The sequence below is a fragment of the Phyllobacterium sp. MT110 genome (assembly GCF_058792715.1).
The window spans coordinates 1-17,733 of record NZ_JBXAFE010000004.1 but is presented as its reverse complement, the minus strand read 5'-3'; the positions used below and the strand labels follow the sequence as shown (position 1 = coordinate 17,733).

The following is a 17,733-nucleotide window of genomic DNA, read 5'->3' as shown; positions in this document are numbered from 1 at the left end:
GCGGTGGGATGAGGTCATGGGCATCGCCGATGCCTGGGGAACAAGGAAGCTCTGCATCCGATGATGGATATGGCAGGGCACAGGAGGTTTATATGCGTAAAGGAATTCTATTGGCCGGTCTGCTTGCCGGAGTCGCCACGTTTGCCGCAAGCACGGCGCAGGCGGTCGAGATCGAATATTGGCAGTATGTGTACGAAACCCGCGTCAAGGCAATGGATCAGCTGATTGCCAATTTCGAGAAGGCCAATCCCGGCATCACCGTCAAGCAGACGACCTTCCCCTATGCCGATTACCAGACACGCATCGTTGCAGCCAATATGGGCGGCAAGGGTCCGGATGTCATGCAACTGTTTTACGGATGGCTCGACAAGTTCGTTGCGGGCAAGCTGCTGCAGCCGCTGCCGGTCGACACGTTTCCGCACGACAAGATTGAAAGCGACTTCTTCCCCATCGTGACAGCGATGAAAAGGGGCAATGACTACTATGGCCTGCCGACGGCTGTCCGCTCGCTGGCGCTGTTCTACAACAAGAAATTGCTGAAAGAAGCGGGCATTGAAAATCCGCCGAAGACGCTGGACGATTTTGTTGCAGCGGGCGTTGCGACAACCAAGCGCGATGCAGCCGGAAACCTTGTCGTCGCCGGCACCACGCTGGATATGGCAGGGCAGGATCACCAGTGGTGGCGTGAAATTCTCATCCGGCAATATGGCGGCGAACCCTATTCGGCCGACAATAGCAAGGTCACATACAACAGTGACGCCGGCATCAAGGCCCTGAAGTTCTACACCAGCCTGCAGACGGAGAAGAAGATCGGCCAGGTCGGCTTCATGGACGAAGGCCAGGCGGCGTTTCGCGCTGGTATGGCGGCCATGACCATCGACGGGACGTTCCGTCTCGGCTCCTTCAAGACGATCAACACCTTCGAATGGGGCGTCACCGAACTGCCAGCCAATGCGGAAGGCGTGCGGTCGAACTATGCGAGCTATTTCGCCAATGGTATCGGCGCACGCGTCAGCGGGGAAAAACTGGAAGCGTCGAAGAAGTTCCTGGCCTATATCTCGTCACCGGAAGCCATGGACATCTGGCTGAAGACAGTGGGCGAGTTGCCCGCGCGCCGTTCCGCCGCCCTGACGGAAGCCAATCTGGCCGATCCGATCTTTGGCCCGTTCCTCAAGGGTCTTGAATATGCGCATACCACGCAATTCGTCGACGAGGCCGCGCAACGCCAGACGGCCATGGACATGACCAACCGTGTTCTTCTGGAAGGACAGTCGCCGGAAGCCTCGATTGCCCAGGCGGCAACCGCCGAACAGGCAATCATCGATTCTGCCAAGAAGTAAGGGCACCGTCCAATGGTCTCCACACCTGTCAATACGGAAGGGGCGGTCGCAAGCCGCCCCACCGGGCCCGTGTGGGACCGGCTGTCCATGAAAACCAAGCGGCTGATCTGGGTTTGGTCGTTTCTCGCCCTGCCCATCCTGTTCTACAGCGTCATCCGTTTCTATCCGACCCTGCAAGCCTTCTGGCTGTCGCTGACGGATTGGGATCTGATGCGGCCGCCGGTGTTCATCGGTCTGGGCAATTACGAGCGGTTGTTCACCGATCCGCAGTTCTGGAAAGTCTTCCGCAATACCTTCACCTATCTGTTGATCGGCACACCAATCAGCCTGCTCCTTGCATTCACCATAGCTTATTATCTCGATCGCGTGCGGTTCATGCACGCCTTCATCCGGGCGCTGTATTTCCTGCCGTTTCTGACCACGGCAGCCGCCATGGCCTGGGTATGGCGATGGTTTTATCAGCCGGCACCGATCGGCGTCATCAACGATGTCCTCGGGCTTTTCGGCTTGCCGCAGCAGCCGTTCATCCGATCAGTCAGTCAGGCATTGCCATCCATCATGGTGACCTCGATTTGGGCTGGTCTTGGCTTCCAGATCATTATCTTCATGGCTGGTCTGCGCGCCATTCCCGGTACCTACTATGAAGCCGCCCGCATCGATGGCCTCGGCGAGTGGGCCATCCTGCGCCGCATCACCTTGCCGTTGCTCAAACCAACGACGGTCTTTCTGGTGGTTTTTTCCTCCATCGGCTTCCTGCGGATTTTCGATCAGGTCTACAACATGACCACCAACGATCCCGGCGGTCCCTTGGGCTCGACGAAACCCCTGGTGCTGATGATCTTCCAGACAGCGTTTTCATCCTACCAGATGGGTTATGCGGCGGCACAGACGGTTGTCTTGTTTTCCATCCTGCTGGTGGTGTCATTGCTGCAGCTGCGCGTCTTGAGGGATAAATGATATGACGAGTGCTACGCTCCCGAAGCCGGCAGGATTGTACCGCGCCAACATAAAACCCGCGCAGATCATTGTCTGGACGCTTCTTCTGATCGGCGGTCTGATCATGATCACGCCGCTGCTGTTCATGTTCTCCACCTCGCTGAAGACGGCAGGTCAGGTCTACGATCTGCGCATCATTCCTACAGCGCCGACATTGGAGAACTATGCCAAGGTGCTGCTCGACGGCCGCTTCATGCGCTGGTTTCTCAATTCCAGCATTGTCGCCGTCACGGTGACGCTTTCCAACGTTTTCTTCGACAGCCTTGTCGGCTACACGCTGGCCAAGTTCGAATTCCGCGGCCGCTACCTGATTTTCCTTGCCATCTTGTCGACGCTGATGATTCCGACCGAGATGCTGGTTATTCCGTGGTATCTCATGTCAAGCCAGCTCGGCTGGCTGGATAGCTATTGGGGCATCATGTTCCCGGGCATGATGACGGCTTTTGGGACTTTTCTGATGAAGCAGTTCTTCGACACCATCCCCAACGACTTTCTGGAAGCTGCGCGGATCGATGGTCTGAACGAGTTCCAGATCTGGTGGAAGGTGGCGATGCCGCTGGTTACGCCGGCGCTGTCTGCTCTTGCCATTTTCACCTTCCTTGGCAACTGGACGGCGTTCTTCTGGCCGCTGATCGTGACCACGAGCAAGGAACTTTACACGCTTCCCGTCGGCCTCTCGAGCTTTGCCGTCGAACAGTCGATCCAGTGGGAGCTGATCATGACGGGTGCTGCCATCGCCACGCTGCCGACGCTCATCGTTTTCCTGGTGCTGCAGCGCTACATCGTACGCGGCGTGATGCTGGCCGGACTGAAAGGATAATCGCCATGACGTTGAATGATCCGCGTCTCTCGGACAAAAGCCTCTTTCCCGATCCGGTCTACAAGGAAGCGGTGCTGCGCCCCCTGTTTGACGGCGCCAAGTCGCATCATGTCGATGGCTTCCGCCGCATCGACCGCGCCCATCTGGTGATGCTGGTGGAAACGGGTATCGTCGAGCGCAATCAGGCCGCCAAGATCGGGGCAGCGCTCGAAGCCATTGACCGCGACATCGATCCGGCCTCGCTCGTCTATACGGGAGAGGTGGAAGACTTCTTCTTCCTGATCGAGAAGGAACTGAAACACCGGATTGGAGCCGATATTGCAGGACGTCTCCACACGGCCCGTTCGCGCAATGATATCGATCATACGCTTTTCAAGCTTGGGTTGAAGACACGTATCGATGCACTGATGGGCAAGGCGCGCCATCTGCTTGATACCCTGATCGATGCCGCCGAGCGCGAGAAGGCAACGCTGATCGTTGCCTATACCCATGGCCAGCCGGCCCAGCCGACGACCTTCGGCCATTACCTGTCTGCCGTCATCGAAGTTTTGATACGCGACATGAACCGTTTCGAGGAAGCGCGGCAGATCGTCGATCTCAGCCCCATGGGTGCCGCAGCGATCACCACCTCCGGATTTGCGATCGATCGCGCCCGCGTGGCGGAGCTTCTCGGTTTTTCCGCCCCGTTGCGCAATTCCTACAGCTGCATCGCCGCGGTCGACTATATCACCTCAACCTACAGTGCCATCGAATTGCTGTTCCTGCACCTTGGCCGGCTGATCCAGGATTTCCAGTTCTGGACGAGCTTTGAAGTGGGGCAGGTCTATGTCCCGAATGCGCTGGTGCAAATCTCGTCCATCATGCCGCAGAAGCGCAATCCGGTGCCCATAGAGCACATGCGGCTGCTGGCAAGCCAGACATTCGGCCGGGCGCGGACCGTGCTTGACGTCATGCACAACACACCGTTCACCGACATGAATGACAGCGAGGGCGAAACCCAGTCGATGGGCTATGAGGCCTTTGTTTCCGCCGGGCGCGTTCTTGATCTCATGGCGTCCTTCGTGTCGGCGATCCGTATCGATTCCGAGCGTGTCGCCGGCAATATCCGCCGCTCCTGCATTACCATCACCGAACTTGCCGATTCACTGGTGCGTCGCGAAGGCCTATCGTTCCGGGAAGCGCATGAAATCGCCGCCACGGTCGCCAAGGCAGTCGTTGCCAAACAAGGAGATCTGCCCACCGACGGCTTCGAGCCGTTTCTGGCGGCGTTCGAACATGCGACCGGGCGCAAGCCGTCGGTTGATCGCGATCAGTTCGCGGAAATTGTATCGCCGGACTATTTTGTCCGTGTCCGCAGCCGGTTCGGCGGTCCTGCCGCCGAACCCATGGCCGAGGCATTATCGTCCTATCGCGACAGGGCTTCGGCGTTCGCGAAATTGGCTGCCGATCATGCAGCCAGCGAGAGCCGGGCGGCCCATGAACTTGACCGTAATTTCAAAGCATTGGTAGGAGCTGCCTGATGGCGACAATTGAACTTCAGGGCCTGGTCAAGCGCTATGGCAAGACCGATGTGGTCCACGGCATCGACCTAGAGATCGCCGATGGCGAATTCGTTGTCTTCGTCGGTCCGTCCGGCTGTGGCAAATCAACGACGCTGCGGATGATTGCGGGCCTCGAGGATATTTCCGGAGGCACGCTGCGTATCGGTGGTGATGTGGTCAATGAGCGGGAACCCAAGCAGCGCAACATTGCCATGGTGTTCCAGAACTATGCCATTTATCCGCACCTGACCGTCCGGCAGAATATCGGCTTTGGTCTTTATACCTCGAAAATGTCGAGGGAAGACAAGGACAAGCGCATCGATGAGACTGCCGAAATGCTTGGGCTGACCGCCTTGCTCGAACGGCGTCCCTCGGCATTGTCCGGCGGCCAGCGCCAGCGCGTCGCCATCGGCCGTGCAATGGTGCGCAATCCCTCTGCCTTCCTGTTCGACGAGCCTTTGTCCAATCTTGACGCGCAACTGCGGGCGCAAATGCGCATCGAGGTCAAACGTCTGCATCAGCGGCTGGGCACGACCATCGTCTATGTCACCCACGATCAGGTAGAAGCCATGACCATGGCCGACCGGATCGTGGTCATGCGCGACGGCCACATCCTGCAGACCGGAACGCCGATGGAAATCTACGAAAACCCGCTGGATGTGTTTACCGCAAAGTTCATCGGCAGCCCCTCAATGAACCTCATTCCAGGGCGTCGGACAGATACGGGCGTCACTGTGGAAGCCGGTGGCGCCATGCTGATCGGTATTCGCCCGCACGATCTGGTGATCGGGGAGGCCGCGCTGGGCAGTTTCAAACTGGAGGGCGTCGTGTCGGCGGTCGAGCCGCTTGGATCCGAAACGCTGGTGCATTTCGATGTCGCAGGACAATCGGTCATTGCAACAGCACCGGGCAAACTGATCCCGGCGACAGGAAGCATGGTCACTGCCTATGCCGTGCCTACGGCACTATACCTCTTCGATGCAAAAACCGAGAAGTCGCTGGGCCGTTTATGAAATCCAATTCACCCGAAATGAACGCCGTTCTGAGTATCGGCAGGATTTACTGTGACCTGATTTTTACCGGGCTTGAGACAATGCCGGTGCTCGGGCGTGAAGTCTTTGCCAGCAACATGGCCATCACCGGCGGCGGCGGCGCGTTCATCGTCGCGGCCTATCTGGCCCATACGGGCAGGACCGCGGCGCTCCTTGCCCGGCTTGGTACGGACTCCCTGTCCGTGGGACTGCTGCATCAACTCGGGACAAGCGGCGTTGATCTGCGCTTTCTTGAACAGGCACCGGATGCTGGTCCCCAGGTCTCCGTTGCGATCAATCACAGTGACGAGCGGGCGTTCCTGTCGCGGCGGGCCGGTTCAGCACGGCCGGCGGCGTTGCTGCCGGCTCTCGCCTGGGAGAAGGCGACACATCTCCATATCGCTGAATATGCCACTCTCGTTGAGATTCCTGATCTGGTCCGGAATGCGAAAGCGCATGGCCTGACGGTTTCTCTCGATCCCAGCTGGGATGAAACCCTGATTTTTGATCCTGCCTTTATTGGAAACTGCGCGGATGTGGACATCTTCCTGCCGAACGAGGAAGAGGCGACGGCGATCACCGGACTGTCCGACCCGGTTGAAAGCCTGCGCAAGCTCGCTGAAGACTTTCCGATCGTTGTCGTCAAATCCGGCGCGCGCGGTGCCCATCTGATGGTGGACGGCCGTTATTTCTACAGCGTTGCTCCGAGCGTCGCGGTCGTTGACACGACGGGTGCCGGTGATGCATTCGATGCCGGGTTCATCAATGCCTGGCTCAACGGGCTGAATCCGCAATCCTGCCTTGATGCCGGTGTTGCTCTGGGAAGTTTGGCTGTCCAGGCCGCCGGCGGCGCCACAGCACTCGGGCAGGCAATGGATGTGGCTGGCATCGCATCATAATTGCTGGCTGTCCAAGCCCGCATTTCGGGAAATGCCTTGGCACGTCAGGTCTCAAAAGAAATGGCCGTCTGGCTTTCGATTTTATCTAATCGGGTGTGTAAGCGGTAGCCCGAATGGGGAGGGCGCTACTCAAAAGGGCTACTTGTCCTAACCGCCGCAGCATATTCCGCTTCGAGGCCATCCAGCCCTATAATCGCCTTCAAATATCCAATGGGGACAGACAAGCCGCCAACCGGCGGATTGTCTCTGTGAGCAATAAAATTCGTCTTGCTCGTTCTGGCTTGAGGTCGATCGGCAATGGAACAGGTCATATCGCTCAATATTGTTTTAAGCTTTGCTCAATCGGGGCTTTCACGCCATGTTTGTTGACGCCAGAGAACTTCCAGCGGGTTCGGTCCTGGATGCTGCAATATGCATCATTGGCGGTGGTGTTGCAGGGATCACGCTTGCGCTCGAATTCCAGAAGCGGGGCATTGAAACAATCGTTCTCGAAGGCGGCGGATTGAACTTCAACGCCGCGTCGCAATCCCTTTACCAAGGCGAAAACCTTGGTATCCCTTACGACCTTCAAGCGACCAGAACCCGGCAATTCGGCGGTAGTTCCAATTGCTGGGGCGGGTGGATACGACCGTTCATCGGCATTGATTTTGAGCCACGGCACTGGGTGCCCAACAGCGGCTGGCCGTTTGATCTGACGGAGTTGGAGCGGTTCTATGCACGTGCTAGCAACCTGGTTCAGGTCAATGATCATGGTTTTGAACCGCAGTTCTGGCACAAACACCTCGTGGGTGACCGTTCCATACTGCTTGAGCTGAATGACGCCTCGCTTGAGACAATGGTAAGCAAGTTTAGCCCGCCGACACGTTTTGGCCGCGACTATCGGATGTTTCTACGCACCGCCCAAACGACGAAAGTGCTGCTGAACGCCAATGCGACAGAGATTGCAACGCTTGAAGATCCATCGGTCGTGACCGGCGTGCATGTGGCAACGTATGGGCAAAAGATGATGTTCGTGCGGGCCAATAGGGTAATTCTTGCCGCGGGCGGGATCGAAAACGCGCGTCTTCTCCTGCTTTCCAATCGGCGTGATCAGCGAGGGCTTGGCAATCAGCACGATGTGGTTGGCCGCTATTTCATGGAGCACCCGCGTATTCGCCGCGGCCAGATGATACCTGCGGTCAATGCCGCCGCGTTTCGCTTCTATGATGCCCGCTACACCTATCACAACCCCAAGTTAGCCGTGGATGGTACCAGCGCAAGCGCGCATCTCGGCTTGACCGAACAGGTTCAGCGGGATGAAGAACTGGTACAATGCCGTACATATTTCCGGGCGTGCCGGGCTGGCGAAGACAGCAAACTCACCGAGCGGTTCCACGAGATATACAACGCCATTTGTTGGCGGCACTATCGCGACTTCAAACTGAGAACGTTTGCCACTGTCGCGCTCGGCAGCCCCAATCTGATGGCATCCTTGCTCTATCGGAAGTTGCGGCTTGCCGCGAAGTCCGATTATTTTCAGATTGAGAGTGTTATCGAACCCGTTCCCAACAAAGAGAGCAGGGTTACCCTGTCAGAGCAACGGGACAGGTTGGGTCTCAATCGGGCAGCGCTTGATTGGCGTGTTGGTGATCTGGAAAAGCGCACCCACTCACGGATGCTGGGATTGATAAAGGACGAGTTTGAAGCATCCGGCGTCGGACATGTCGATCTCGAACGGACGGCCATGGAGCCGGAGCTTTCAATCATCGGATGCAATCATCATATGGGAACGACCCGGATGCATATCGACCCGCATATGGGCGTCGTGGACCAGAACTGCACGGTGCATGGCATCCACAACCTGCACGTTGCCGGCAGTTCGGTGTTTCCGACATGTGGCAATGATATGCCGACATTGACAATTGTCGCGCTGGCGTTGCGCCTTGCCGATCATATCAAGGCTCTGCATGGCGTTCATGAGAGTATCGGAGCTTTTGGGGCAGGCGAGGAACGCGCTCAAGCCGTGTAAAGAACTGACGGGTTCCGGCCAGGCAAGCGCATTCTGCGGTGCCGGGAACGCCTTGCAAATAACATGCAAGATCATTGTTGAACGTTTCAAAGCAGGTGTTCCCGGAAGGAAACACCTGCTTGTAACACTCAGCCTGCAGCGTATGACCGCTTCCTTGCCGTGGCGTTCCCCGCTTAGGCGATGTCGTACAGTTGGCCAGCGCCGGCGGTTTCCCGTGCACGCAGGGCAAACCTGTCGCGGGCATGCTGAACCGGGTCACGCAAGCCCATGAAGCGGGGTATGCCAAGGCGCAGAAGAGCCATCAGGTTCTCCCGCCCGCCTTCATAACCAACGATCGGTGCGAACGGCACCATGGGTGGGCAGAGGCCTGCAGGGTAGAGCCGCGTGTATTCAGCGAAATTTGTAAAGCTTTCATGATTGCTGTCGCGGAGCAGGAAGGTTTCGGCAGGTGCACCCTCGGCGAAGACCACCTCATGGGTATCAAGCACAATGTGGAAATATTCGATGATCTGACGGTCAGCGGGAAGGGATGGTGCAATGGAGAGGCCGTTGACCAGGTCTTTTGCACGGATGAGAACGCCATCGATATACAGCGCGTGATTAGGGGAGAGGTAGAGATCCGAGTGGGGTGTTCGTTGATCAAAAGCGTGGCGTGAAATACGGATTGGCATCACGCTGGCTGCCCAGGACGGGCTGTTCCTTTTGTAAACCTGGCGCCCTATCCATCTCACGGTGGCAGCTTTGCCGTTCATGGTTTCAATGTTATCGCCGATCCGAAGATCTTCAATGCAAACCTCACCTGTCGGGGTCTTGATGGAGGTACCCCGGAGAAAGCAGTTCTGATTGTTGCCGCCCGGGTTGTGGCTGGGCTCGCCGCTATGTCTCCACCATCTCCTCCCCATGGCCCGCGCGGGGAAGGAAGACATGGCCGTGGCCAGGCCGGTGATTGCCGCGACCTTGACGCTTGTGGAAACCACCACGCCGAGAAAGTGCCGTCGCGCGTGGCTGAGTGGCCGGTGCCGCTCTGTAGTTGGTGACATAGTCCCCTCCGTGGTTACAGTGCAACTTTCAATCCAAATATTCCGATGACCATCCTATCGGAAGGCATGGCGGGAAACGCTTTGGATTTTGGCGGCTGTCCGATGCTGAAATCGGCCTACTGGGTGCTGAAAAAAACCAACCAGGAGCGAAAGCCGCATCCTTTTGGAGGAGGGATGATACATCTAAGATGTGCTGGCGCTTATATCTTCCAAGGATAGGCTTTTTGCCGCCCCGGTTGATCGCCTCAGTGCTGAGCCCGGAGTTTTTGCCACTGCGTCGTTTCGTTGAACAACCAGCCGGTAAGAGGCGCCCCTGACTTCTTGGCTTCGTCCGGGTGTTTGCCTTCAAGCAGCACTTTCAACAAGGCTTGTGCATCCTGTCTTTTGACATTGCGAATGAAAGGCTTCAGGCGCTCGGCGGCGTGAACGATATCGGAAGCCAGGACGTCGAATATATAAGCCCAGCTCCTGTCCTTGAAGAACACTGCATTGGCTTTGTCGCGGATCAGCGCATGCTCCCCGGGAGCGATCGCCGACGCAGCCAATGCGGCATCCAGGGTGGCATCTACGGTGACCATGGCTTCCGTGAAGGCGGTATAGCCAAACTCGGCCGGCGCGTGCACTTGTGCCACTGCAGCGTCGTCTTCCAATCCGCCGAAAGCGTAGCGCGCAAAAACATCCCCAATACCGATCATGCCGAATGGATGACATTCGGCAGCGCGCAGCGCGCCCATGCTCGCTGCGCCAAGGACCGTAACGCCGCGCGAAAGCGCATACAGTATTTCCTTGTGCCAGACCGCAGCAACGTCCTCAAATCGGCCGTCGATCAACCCGATCACGTTGTAACCTTCGTCCACCGCTCGGGTGAGATCCCCGCACTTCGCAGGGCCTCGACATGTCAATGAAAGATGGGGCAGCAACCGGTCTTCGTTTGAGCGCAGCGGCACAAACTCGGTTCCCGAAAGACTTGGGCCTGCAAACAGGATCTTCATTGCAGCAACATGGCGTTCAGCGCCCTTCCACCAAAGCGATGTTTGCGTATCCCGGCCGGACTTTCCAGCTCATTGATCAGGACGCGGCAAACGGACATTCCGCACTCTTCGCCGCCGAGCGGAACAACAATCACACTGCCGATACCGCGTCTGCGCAAAGGGTCGAGATAAGTATCGAGACGAGCGCGCTGAGACGGCACCGGTTCATCAAACTGCCAATGAGCCCTTGGCTCTGCGTTTATATAAACACCAAGGTCCGGAGCGAGGCGCTGTGCATATTCCGAAGGATCGAAATCGTCCCGCGCGCCTGAAATATTGGTGATACGCGTCTGGGCCGCTTCGGTGATTGCCCGCATGGCAGCCACGCGCGGCGACAGGTGGCAACCATACCCCGCAGCAAGATCGAAATGCAGATAGGTGCCCTTCCGTGCGATGGGGTTGATGGTTGCCATGAATGCCGGAAGGTCAATATCTGAACGAATATCGAAAAGACGCAGCAGAAAACCCGCATGCGCAATCCTCTCCGCCAACCAACTGATGCCGGCATCTGAGAACACGGCGGGGTCAACGCATTGGGCATGGACTGCGCCGTCACGCTTGAAACGCCATAATTCGGTGGCATCGCGTTCAACCCGCTCGCACAGACCATGAATAACAGCTTCAAGCAGGCAGTTGCCCGAGGCAAGGCCATCGGTTGACTGGCAGTAATGGCGAGACTTTCGCGCGGAGGTAAAATCCAGAGATACGAGTTCTTTCGGAACGAAAACCTTGCTCTTTTTCAGGAGATCATAGCCCTCGAGCCATTCATCAACCGCGTCGGACGCAGGTTCATCGGCGCCCTTCATAATCAGCATCCGGCCGTCAAAGACTGCTTTGCCGGCATGCAGTAAATCCTGGCGGGTGGCGTTGATAGACGCGAGCGGTATGTTTTCGGCTATGGCAATCTCAGCAGCTTCCATCACAGCGGAAGCGCGCGCGTGAGCTGTGGTGATCCCCTTGCCCTGGCTAACCGCCAGGGTCTTGCTGTTCGGGCGAACCGCCATCCACACGGGTATTCCTATCCGGTCCAACCCTGTTGTCTCAGCTAGCCGGACAATACCCAAACGGGAAAAATATGGGCGCAATTTCTGCACCGTCAAATCTGCGTCCATCAATCTCGTCGAAGACTGCTGTTCCACATTGGCGGCGGAACAAAGATTTACCTCGTCCGCCGCCAGCCTATCCAGAATTGAAGTCGCGGCCAATTGCTCCATTGTTACTCCAGCGAACCGATATCATCGTGACCATATCGATAAATGCGATGATCCTCTGGAATAGCGCAGCCTATTGCAAGGGGCTAGCGGACGATAGTCTTTCTGCGGGTCCGTTCCGGTAACCTTCAGTAATCATTATGTTTTCTGAACGGCTACTTATAGTCTTTATGAAGTCATGCCCGGCCGATCCAGAGCATTCAATCATGCTCCGATCAAGACTCTCAACGGTTTTTTCTTCCAGATTTACCAGCCAAAGCGTGTCGGTCTCGGGCTCATCGATAATGTAAAACTTTGCCATGCGAGTAACCTTTCCATGAAGGAGAACCACATAGCAACCGTACGTTGATTCGTTTCTAGATCAATTCATTATTATTGATAAGGTTTCTTATCCAACGACATTTCTATTTTACTTAACTGTTGGGTCGGTAACTGACATTTTCACATCCGCGCCCGTTCGGCTATTTGTGGCAATCGCGATACTTATGCCTTTGATGAGCGTCAATCCGTTTTTCCGTGCTGTATTGATTGTTTCGATAACGGGCCCTGCGGCAATGCCGCTCAACTTCTCAACACGGTTTTCGCTCGTGTTAACAAGCCAAAGTTCATCAGTCCCGGCTTCCCCGATGATAAAATACTTTTCCATGCATGTTTTCCCCTGTTTGGATTGGACGTTTTGTCACTGGAATCCCGCTTCGCGTAAAGATTCTTCATACATCCTACGGTGGGCAGGCACTCTGAGGCTCATCGACTTTACCCATTCATCAATTCGGAACGACGGGTTATCTTGCAGAGCATAGTTTCTGTATTCTGCGGCTTGTTCGTGTTCACCCAATCTTGCACAGCACGCTGCCATCAAGCGGGCTGCCGCGCGCGGATTTTTCATCTTCTGAATAAACGCGATGGCCTCGGCATAGCGATCGAGATAGTGAAAGGTGCCTGCGCCGACCCAATAATAATAATCCGGCGCCAGCGGGTTTAAAGCGATCGCATGCTGGATTTTGCTGAGAGCCAACTCAAGCTCGCCGGAATGGGTCAAGGCATCGGCATAGTCGGCAAGAAGGTCGGCGTGTTGCGGGTTGAGCGCTTCGCTCTGATCAAAATATTCCAGGCTTTCGTCATACTTGCCAAGATACATATTGATGGTGCCAAGCTCACGCAAAGGCCGCTCGTCATCCGGGTCGTTTGGTGCAGCTTTCTTGGCGATCTGCTCACCCTCAAGCAGAATATCCTTTTCATTGCGCGCCAGAACAAGCCATTCGCGCTGCATCGTTCGCGCGACACCGCTCAGCGCCGGCACAAAGTCTGGCGCTGCGGTCAAGGCGTTCTTGAAAGCGTCCCGCGCCGTGCGGACTTTTGTAAGATCCAGGCTGTCGATCTCTCTCTTGCCGACAAGGTACCAGTAATAGGCATCGGGATTCTGAATCAGCCTGTTGTAGCGATCCAGCTCTTCTCTTTCGATGGTGGAAACGATGGATAGAACGATGCGCATGGACAGATGGCGATACTGCTGTTCGGGCAATGTATAATCAAATTTCTGCTTTTCCGCCCAGACGATCTCCCGCGTACGCGTGTTGATGAGTTTTACCGACAGGAAACAAAAGCCATCGCCGCGCATGAGCCTGCTGTCGAAAACAAAGTCCACGCCCAATTGTTCGTGAAGGTCAGAAAAGCCATTGATGCTGGATTCCGTGACAACCCGGATGGACGTGTAGGGCGCAACCACTGACAGCGTGCGCAACCGGCATAATCCTATCGTGATATCATCAACCAGAGAAGCGGCCAATTGCTCCATGGGGTCCGCAAGGCTTTGCGGCAGGTACAACACAATGATTTTTGGCAGTATGGGTTGCTTCGATAATTCGAGGGCATTTGATGGTTGAAGAAAATACGACCGGTGATGGTCCACATCATTGAGAGACAAGGACCCCAGCAGCGGTGCATGGCTGACAACTTGCGGCAGGTTGAGAGATCGTTTCGAATGCAGGTTCTGGTAAAGCTCGATTGTTTCGACCTCTGGATCGATATCCAGGTCATCGCGTAATTTTTTAGCACATTCCCGGAAGGTTCTCTCGATCATTGTGATCATCCCAAGTTGGGATGCAGTTTGCATGAGCGTGCGATAGCCGATCTCCTGGTAGGGATCGATTTCGATCAGCTTGCGTGCACATTGCCGCCTTTCATCAATGCTGAAATGCGGCAGATCAAGACTGGACCGCAGAGTAAGGATCACATCGTCACGAAGTTTAGCGCGTTTGATATCCAGCCATTCGTCGAAATCAGAGTTGTCTGGCTCATTCTGCGCCAGAAGATCGCCATGATAAAGTTCGGAGATCTTGAGGGCGGATTCTGGCCCCCCTTGTTCGGCGCAGTTGAAAAACTCGACAAGGTCTATTTCGAGAAGGCCTTGACTGACGGAGGCCAGATTGAGCCTGACATAGGCAGCATCGCTTTCAATCAGGGTGATGCCGAATTGTTCCTGAAATCTGCGAATGCGCGCGAGGCTTTGACGCAAGTTCATGCTGGCGTGCGCCTGGTCGGTTTCCGACCAGAGTATTTGTGCCAGCTTAGCGCGCGATACCGAGTGGCAGTTGCTCTCCAGGAGGATGTAGGTGACAATGCGCAGGAAGTTCGTAGGTGCGCGCGGGACCAAGTGCCCGCCGATACTAACCGTAGCCTCTCCTAAAACCGTCAACCGCATGATGGCCAATGCCCCCGTATGTCACCCTTATTTATGATTAGAGATGCGTATTATTGTTGTTTACTTCCTGTCCTCACAATCAAATCTACTATAGGTTGCAGTAGTTCTCTATAGTAATTATCAACCTAAGTCGTAATAAATTGGAATTAAGCAGGGCGGTCGCCATTTCACCCAATGATGTATGCTCAGCTTAAAATTACCCTGAAATGGTTGATTTTGATATAAAATGCGTTCGGCCTTGGATCGCTTCGAGCGCGGCGCAAACGGGTGATATAACGAATCAATTATAAATAAGTCAATTTTATTGATTCATTGTATTTTATTTTTATATTATTTGGTATTCACATAATTATGATTTCCCATAAATATATGAATACCAAATATGGTGATTATATACAAAAGATACTGCGAAATATATTTATATTGAGTGATGTTGGCAGTGTTGGGGAGTATTCCACGTCTGTGCGTATCGCCGTTGACGAGTGCGCGCCAAGCCCGCTCATCCAACTCGCATCGACATTGTGCATGGCCCGGCCGCGGCACAGGTCATGCCAATGTCGATGGTTGAGGCCGTTTGACGGCCCACCGCTGTGGGGGAAAGCAGGTTCATAAGGCAACATCCGACATTCGTTGCGTGGGGATGGGTTCGGTTGGATTGAACAATTCGAAGAGCGCCATGTCATTCTGAGACAGGCCGGTTCACGGCGCTCTCCTTCAGATATTGATCATTAGTTCCGTTATCTCCGTATTGCGGCTGAAGGCTCGCTCGGTATTCCGGCTGAAAGCCGATTGCAGAGATTCGTGATCAAGGTGATTACGGTATACTGCCGCGGCCTGTGTACGGTTGTGTACCTTGAGCTTCCGAATGAGATTGTGAACATGGACTTTGACCGTGTGGTCGGAAAGGCTGAGCCGGTCGGCGATGGTCTTGTTTTGCAGTCCTTCGGAGAGAAGCTCAAGAATTTGATGTTCGCGCAACGTCAATGTATCGATTGGCTTGGTGCCGGACATCGGTCCCCTTTTACCCTCCACGAGTGACGGTTGCTGATGGCGGGCGTGGCCGTCCTTCGCCAGCTTTTCCAGCGATTGCATGGCACCGTATGGGTAATACTCGCCACCATTGAGCAGCAGCCATATGGCAGCCAGCCAGATGTCAAGCTTCAAGGTAAACGGAAGCAGGCCCTGGATTCGTCGGTCGCAGAACAACCTGTTCAACCCCTGCGATGCAAATCCGTCGCCATTGATCATGAGCGTGATGGATGCATTCGGAAAACATGTCCTGCAGCGTTCAATGCAATCCGGGAGGTCGGTGATCAGCTCGGTCTGCAAAAGGACCAATCCAACGCCCGTGTCGGGGTCCTGGGAATCCGGCAGAAAACTCGACAGTGTTATCCGAATATCAGCGAATGTTCTTTCCAATGACTTCACAAGTCCTTGGAAGACGACACCCGTTTCAGCATAAATGAAGATGGCATTTTCAGATTTGCTTTCAAAGTTCTTTCCGGGTTCGTAGTTCACGCACTCACTTAAATTAAAAGGTACATTACCGTTCATGCTTGCCCCCATTTTTGGCAGGAATAGACCTGCAAGTTTTTTGTTTTTTCTGTTATTTTTACCCAAGTAATCAATAAGATTGATCTACGTGGAAATGCGCATGTGGCATTAATAAAGATTAACTTAGTTATTTGAGAGTGACGCGGGCGTGACTTGACTACGTAGATTGATTATTTGGATCTGTTTCAGATAGGCCAGATAGTTTGCTTATTCCGGCCAGTGTCATAGTTTCGGTAGTTCAAAGTTTTTACCTGGAGGGAAAATATAGTCTGATAGGCTTGTTATACCAAAGCTTTAGTAGGCCTTGTTCGCGGAGTATGCGAAGGAAACACGGTGCGGGACAGAAATGATGGCGTCCATTTTTGTGACCGTACTCAAAAGGTCCATGCCACCTCATACTTCAGGCGGACCTTCTCGTCATTTCTCCTAAATGGAATTGGTTTGAGTGTGGCGCTACCTTTTTGGGAAAAGCATTCACGTCAACAATGAAGGTGATGACACTTGGCATTGGTGAATGCACGACCAAGTGGGGGTAGACCTTGTTGTTCTGGTTCACCAGCTGTCTTGCAACGCTGTCAATGACGGTATTGCTTATAGGATTTCTCAAAAAGGCTTCCCATACATTGGCGCTCGTCGATTATCCGGATAGCCGAAAACAACACGAAAACGTTGTTCCGTTATGCGGCGGGATCGCGATCTTTTCCGCATTTTTTCTGGTCAGTCTTTTATCCCGAGGCGTAGCGCCTTTTCCGGTCAGTTTCTGGATCGGGATTCTGATAATCCTGGGCATCGGCGTGATGGACGATCGAACGGAACTTTCGGCTCGAACGCGGCTCGTTGTGCAATTCTTGGCAAGCGCCATTCTGATAATCCCGCTGGCAGCACCGAGTATCTATGTAGCAAACATGCTGCCACTGGCCCTTATTGGTTCAGCGCTGCCTGTCCTCACGATCGTTGCTATTCTGTTCGTTATTGGGCTGGTCAATTCATGGAACATGATTGATGGCGTGGATGGACTTGCAGGTGGTTGTGCTGCAGCTGCCCTTTTCTGGATAAGTCTGCTTTCGTTCTATAAGGGGCTCGGAGAACTGGGTGTTTCCGGCCTCGTTCTTCTCGCCGCGGTTTGCGGTTTTCTCCTGTTCAACATGCGAAGCCCCTGGTCTGCACGGGCCAAAATATTTCTTGGCGATGCCGGCAGTACAGCGCTGGGTGCAGCCATTGCCTATTTGATCATCACTTTGTCGCGGCAGAGCGAGATTGCCTTTCCTGTCTTGCTATGGATCGTCATTGTGCCGGTCACAGATACCATCAGTCTTATCGTGAGAAGGCTGCATGCGGGGCGCAATCCGCTAACGGCTGACCGCTGGCATCTGCATCACCTGCTGCTGGACAGATCGCACTCCCACGCGATGACCACAAATATCATAGTGGCATCGTCTGCGATTTGCGGTGGCGTCGGGGCCGTCGGTATTCTGGTGGGGGCCTGTCACTACCGGATCAATACTCCCCAATAGTGCCGTTTGAATCTTCCCCAGGTGCTGCGGCCGCCGGTCTTCCGGGG

14 protein-coding genes are annotated in these 17,733 nt (G+C 54.9%); 8 read left to right on the top strand and 6 right to left on the bottom strand.

Annotated elements, in window-relative coordinates; translation table 11 throughout:
• Window positions 1-92: 92 nt before the first annotated feature.
• From AC1Q5O_RS17995 to AC1Q5O_RS17965, 7 genes are all read left to right on the top strand, one after another.
• Entirely contained in the window at window positions 93-1,340 is a 1,248-nt protein-coding gene (locus AC1Q5O_RS17995; RefSeq protein WP_492564828.1) for a sugar ABC transporter substrate-binding protein, read from the top strand.
• Window positions 1,341-1,352: 12 nt separating this feature from the next.
• Window positions 1,353-2,297 (top strand): carbohydrate ABC transporter permease, encoded by a 945-nt coding sequence (locus tag AC1Q5O_RS17990; protein ID WP_223615318.1) that lies wholly within the window; start codon window positions 1,353-1,355, stop codon window positions 2,295-2,297.
• A gap of 1 nt (window position 2,298) precedes the next feature.
• Window positions 2,299-3,156 carry a carbohydrate ABC transporter permease gene (locus AC1Q5O_RS17985; RefSeq protein WP_492564825.1) on the top strand — a complete coding sequence of 286 codons (858 nt, stop codon included), beginning with the start codon at window positions 2,299-2,301 and terminating at the stop codon, window positions 3,154-3,156.
• A 5-nt stretch (window positions 3,157-3,161) separates the two neighbouring features.
• Window positions 3,162-4,676 (top strand): argininosuccinate lyase, encoded by a 1,515-nt coding sequence (gene argH, locus AC1Q5O_RS17980; protein WP_492564823.1) that lies wholly within the window; start codon window positions 3,162-3,164, stop codon window positions 4,674-4,676.
• Window positions 4,676-5,710: an ABC transporter ATP-binding protein gene (locus AC1Q5O_RS17975; protein ID WP_492564821.1), complete on the top strand. Its 1,035-nt coding sequence runs from the start codon at window positions 4,676-4,678 to the stop codon at window positions 5,708-5,710. Before argH ends, AC1Q5O_RS17975 begins: the two co-directional genes overlap by 1 nt.
• The gene (locus AC1Q5O_RS17970) at window positions 5,707-6,627 is read left to right on the top strand and encodes a carbohydrate kinase family protein (RefSeq protein WP_492564819.1); all 921 of its coding nucleotides are present in this window, start codon (window positions 5,707-5,709) and stop codon (window positions 6,625-6,627) included. Before AC1Q5O_RS17975 ends, AC1Q5O_RS17970 begins: the two co-directional genes overlap by 4 nt.
• 358 nt (window positions 6,628-6,985) lie before the next feature.
• Window positions 6,986-8,635 carry an FAD-dependent oxidoreductase gene (locus AC1Q5O_RS17965; RefSeq protein WP_492564817.1) on the top strand — a complete coding sequence of 550 codons (1,650 nt, stop codon included), beginning with the start codon at window positions 6,986-6,988 and terminating at the stop codon, window positions 8,633-8,635.
• Window positions 8,636-8,808: 173 nt separating this feature from the next.
• Here the strand turns inward: AC1Q5O_RS17965 and AC1Q5O_RS17960 are convergent, their stop codons facing one another.
• The 6 genes from AC1Q5O_RS17960 to AC1Q5O_RS17935 all read right to left on the bottom strand — a co-directional run bounded on the left by AC1Q5O_RS17960 (window position 8,809) and on the right by AC1Q5O_RS17935 (window position 16,172).
• Window positions 8,809-9,675 carry a Hint domain-containing protein gene (locus AC1Q5O_RS17960; RefSeq protein WP_492564815.1) on the bottom strand — a complete coding sequence of 289 codons (867 nt, stop codon included), beginning with the start codon at window positions 9,673-9,675 and terminating at the stop codon, window positions 8,809-8,811.
• 245 nt (window positions 9,676-9,920) lie between these two features.
• Window positions 9,921-10,667 carry a TfuA-like protein gene (locus tag AC1Q5O_RS17955; RefSeq protein ID WP_492564813.1) on the bottom strand — a complete coding sequence of 249 codons (747 nt, stop codon included), beginning with the start codon at window positions 10,665-10,667 and terminating at the stop codon, window positions 9,921-9,923.
• Window positions 10,664-11,920, bottom strand: coding sequence for a YcaO-like family protein (locus tag AC1Q5O_RS17950; RefSeq protein ID WP_492564811.1), 1,257 nt, complete (start codon window positions 11,918-11,920; stop codon window positions 10,664-10,666). Before AC1Q5O_RS17950 ends, AC1Q5O_RS17955 begins: the two co-directional genes overlap by 4 nt.
• 406 nt (window positions 11,921-12,326) lie before the next feature.
• A complete protein-coding gene (locus tag AC1Q5O_RS17945) occupies window positions 12,327-12,563 on the bottom strand; it encodes a hypothetical protein (RefSeq protein WP_426137087.1) in 237 nt (78 codons plus the stop codon).
• A gap of 33 nt (window positions 12,564-12,596) precedes the next feature.
• Entirely contained in the window at window positions 12,597-14,618 is a 2,022-nt protein-coding gene (locus tag AC1Q5O_RS17940; RefSeq protein ID WP_492564808.1) for an AfsR/SARP family transcriptional regulator, read from the bottom strand.
• Between the two features lie 714 nt (window positions 14,619-15,332).
• The gene (locus AC1Q5O_RS17935; protein ID WP_492564806.1) at window positions 15,333-16,172 is read right to left on the bottom strand and encodes a helix-turn-helix domain-containing protein; all 840 of its coding nucleotides are present in this window, start codon (window positions 16,170-16,172) and stop codon (window positions 15,333-15,335) included.
• A 539-nt stretch (window positions 16,173-16,711) separates the two neighbouring features.
• Here AC1Q5O_RS17935 and AC1Q5O_RS17930 point away from each other — a divergent pair.
• On the top strand, window positions 16,712-17,686 hold the full coding sequence (locus AC1Q5O_RS17930; protein ID WP_492564804.1) for an MraY family glycosyltransferase: 975 nt from the start codon (window positions 16,712-16,714) through the stop codon (window positions 17,684-17,686).
• Window positions 17,687-17,733: the final 47 nt, after the last annotated feature.

Excerpts from the sequence above, each read along its gene's own strand:
- AC1Q5O_RS17995 (WP_492564828.1), top strand. The coding sequence starts at position 93 with ATGCGTAAAGGAATTCTATTGGCCGGTCTGCTTGCCGGAGTCGCCACG.
- AC1Q5O_RS17990 (WP_223615318.1), top strand. The coding sequence starts at position 1,353 with ATGGTCTCCACACCTGTCAATACGGAAGGGGCGGTCGCAAGCCGCCCC.
- AC1Q5O_RS17985 (WP_492564825.1), top strand. The coding sequence starts at position 2,299 with ATGACGAGTGCTACGCTCCCGAAGCCGGCAGGATTGTACCGCGCCAAC.
- argH (WP_492564823.1), top strand. The coding sequence starts at position 3,162 with ATGACGTTGAATGATCCGCGTCTCTCGGACAAAAGCCTCTTTCCCGAT.
- AC1Q5O_RS17975 (WP_492564821.1), top strand. The coding sequence starts at position 4,676 with ATGGCGACAATTGAACTTCAGGGCCTGGTCAAGCGCTATGGCAAGACC.
- AC1Q5O_RS17970 (WP_492564819.1), top strand. The coding sequence starts at position 5,707 with ATGAAATCCAATTCACCCGAAATGAACGCCGTTCTGAGTATCGGCAGG.
- AC1Q5O_RS17965 (WP_492564817.1), top strand. The coding sequence starts at position 6,986 with ATGTTTGTTGACGCCAGAGAACTTCCAGCGGGTTCGGTCCTGGATGCT.
- AC1Q5O_RS17960 (WP_492564815.1), bottom strand. The coding sequence starts at position 9,675 with ATGTCACCAACTACAGAGCGGCACCGGCCACTCAGCCACGCGCGACGG.
- AC1Q5O_RS17955 (WP_492564813.1), bottom strand. The coding sequence starts at position 10,667 with ATGAAGATCCTGTTTGCAGGCCCAAGTCTTTCGGGAACCGAGTTTGTG.
- AC1Q5O_RS17950 (WP_492564811.1), bottom strand. The coding sequence starts at position 11,920 with ATGGAGCAATTGGCCGCGACTTCAATTCTGGATAGGCTGGCGGCGGAC.
- AC1Q5O_RS17945 (WP_426137087.1), bottom strand. The coding sequence starts at position 12,563 with ATGGAAAAGTATTTTATCATCGGGGAAGCCGGGACTGATGAACTTTGG.
- AC1Q5O_RS17940 (WP_492564808.1), bottom strand. The coding sequence starts at position 14,618 with ATGCGGTTGACGGTTTTAGGAGAGGCTACGGTTAGTATCGGCGGGCAC.
- AC1Q5O_RS17935 (WP_492564806.1), bottom strand. The coding sequence starts at position 16,172 with ATGAACGGTAATGTACCTTTTAATTTAAGTGAGTGCGTGAACTACGAA.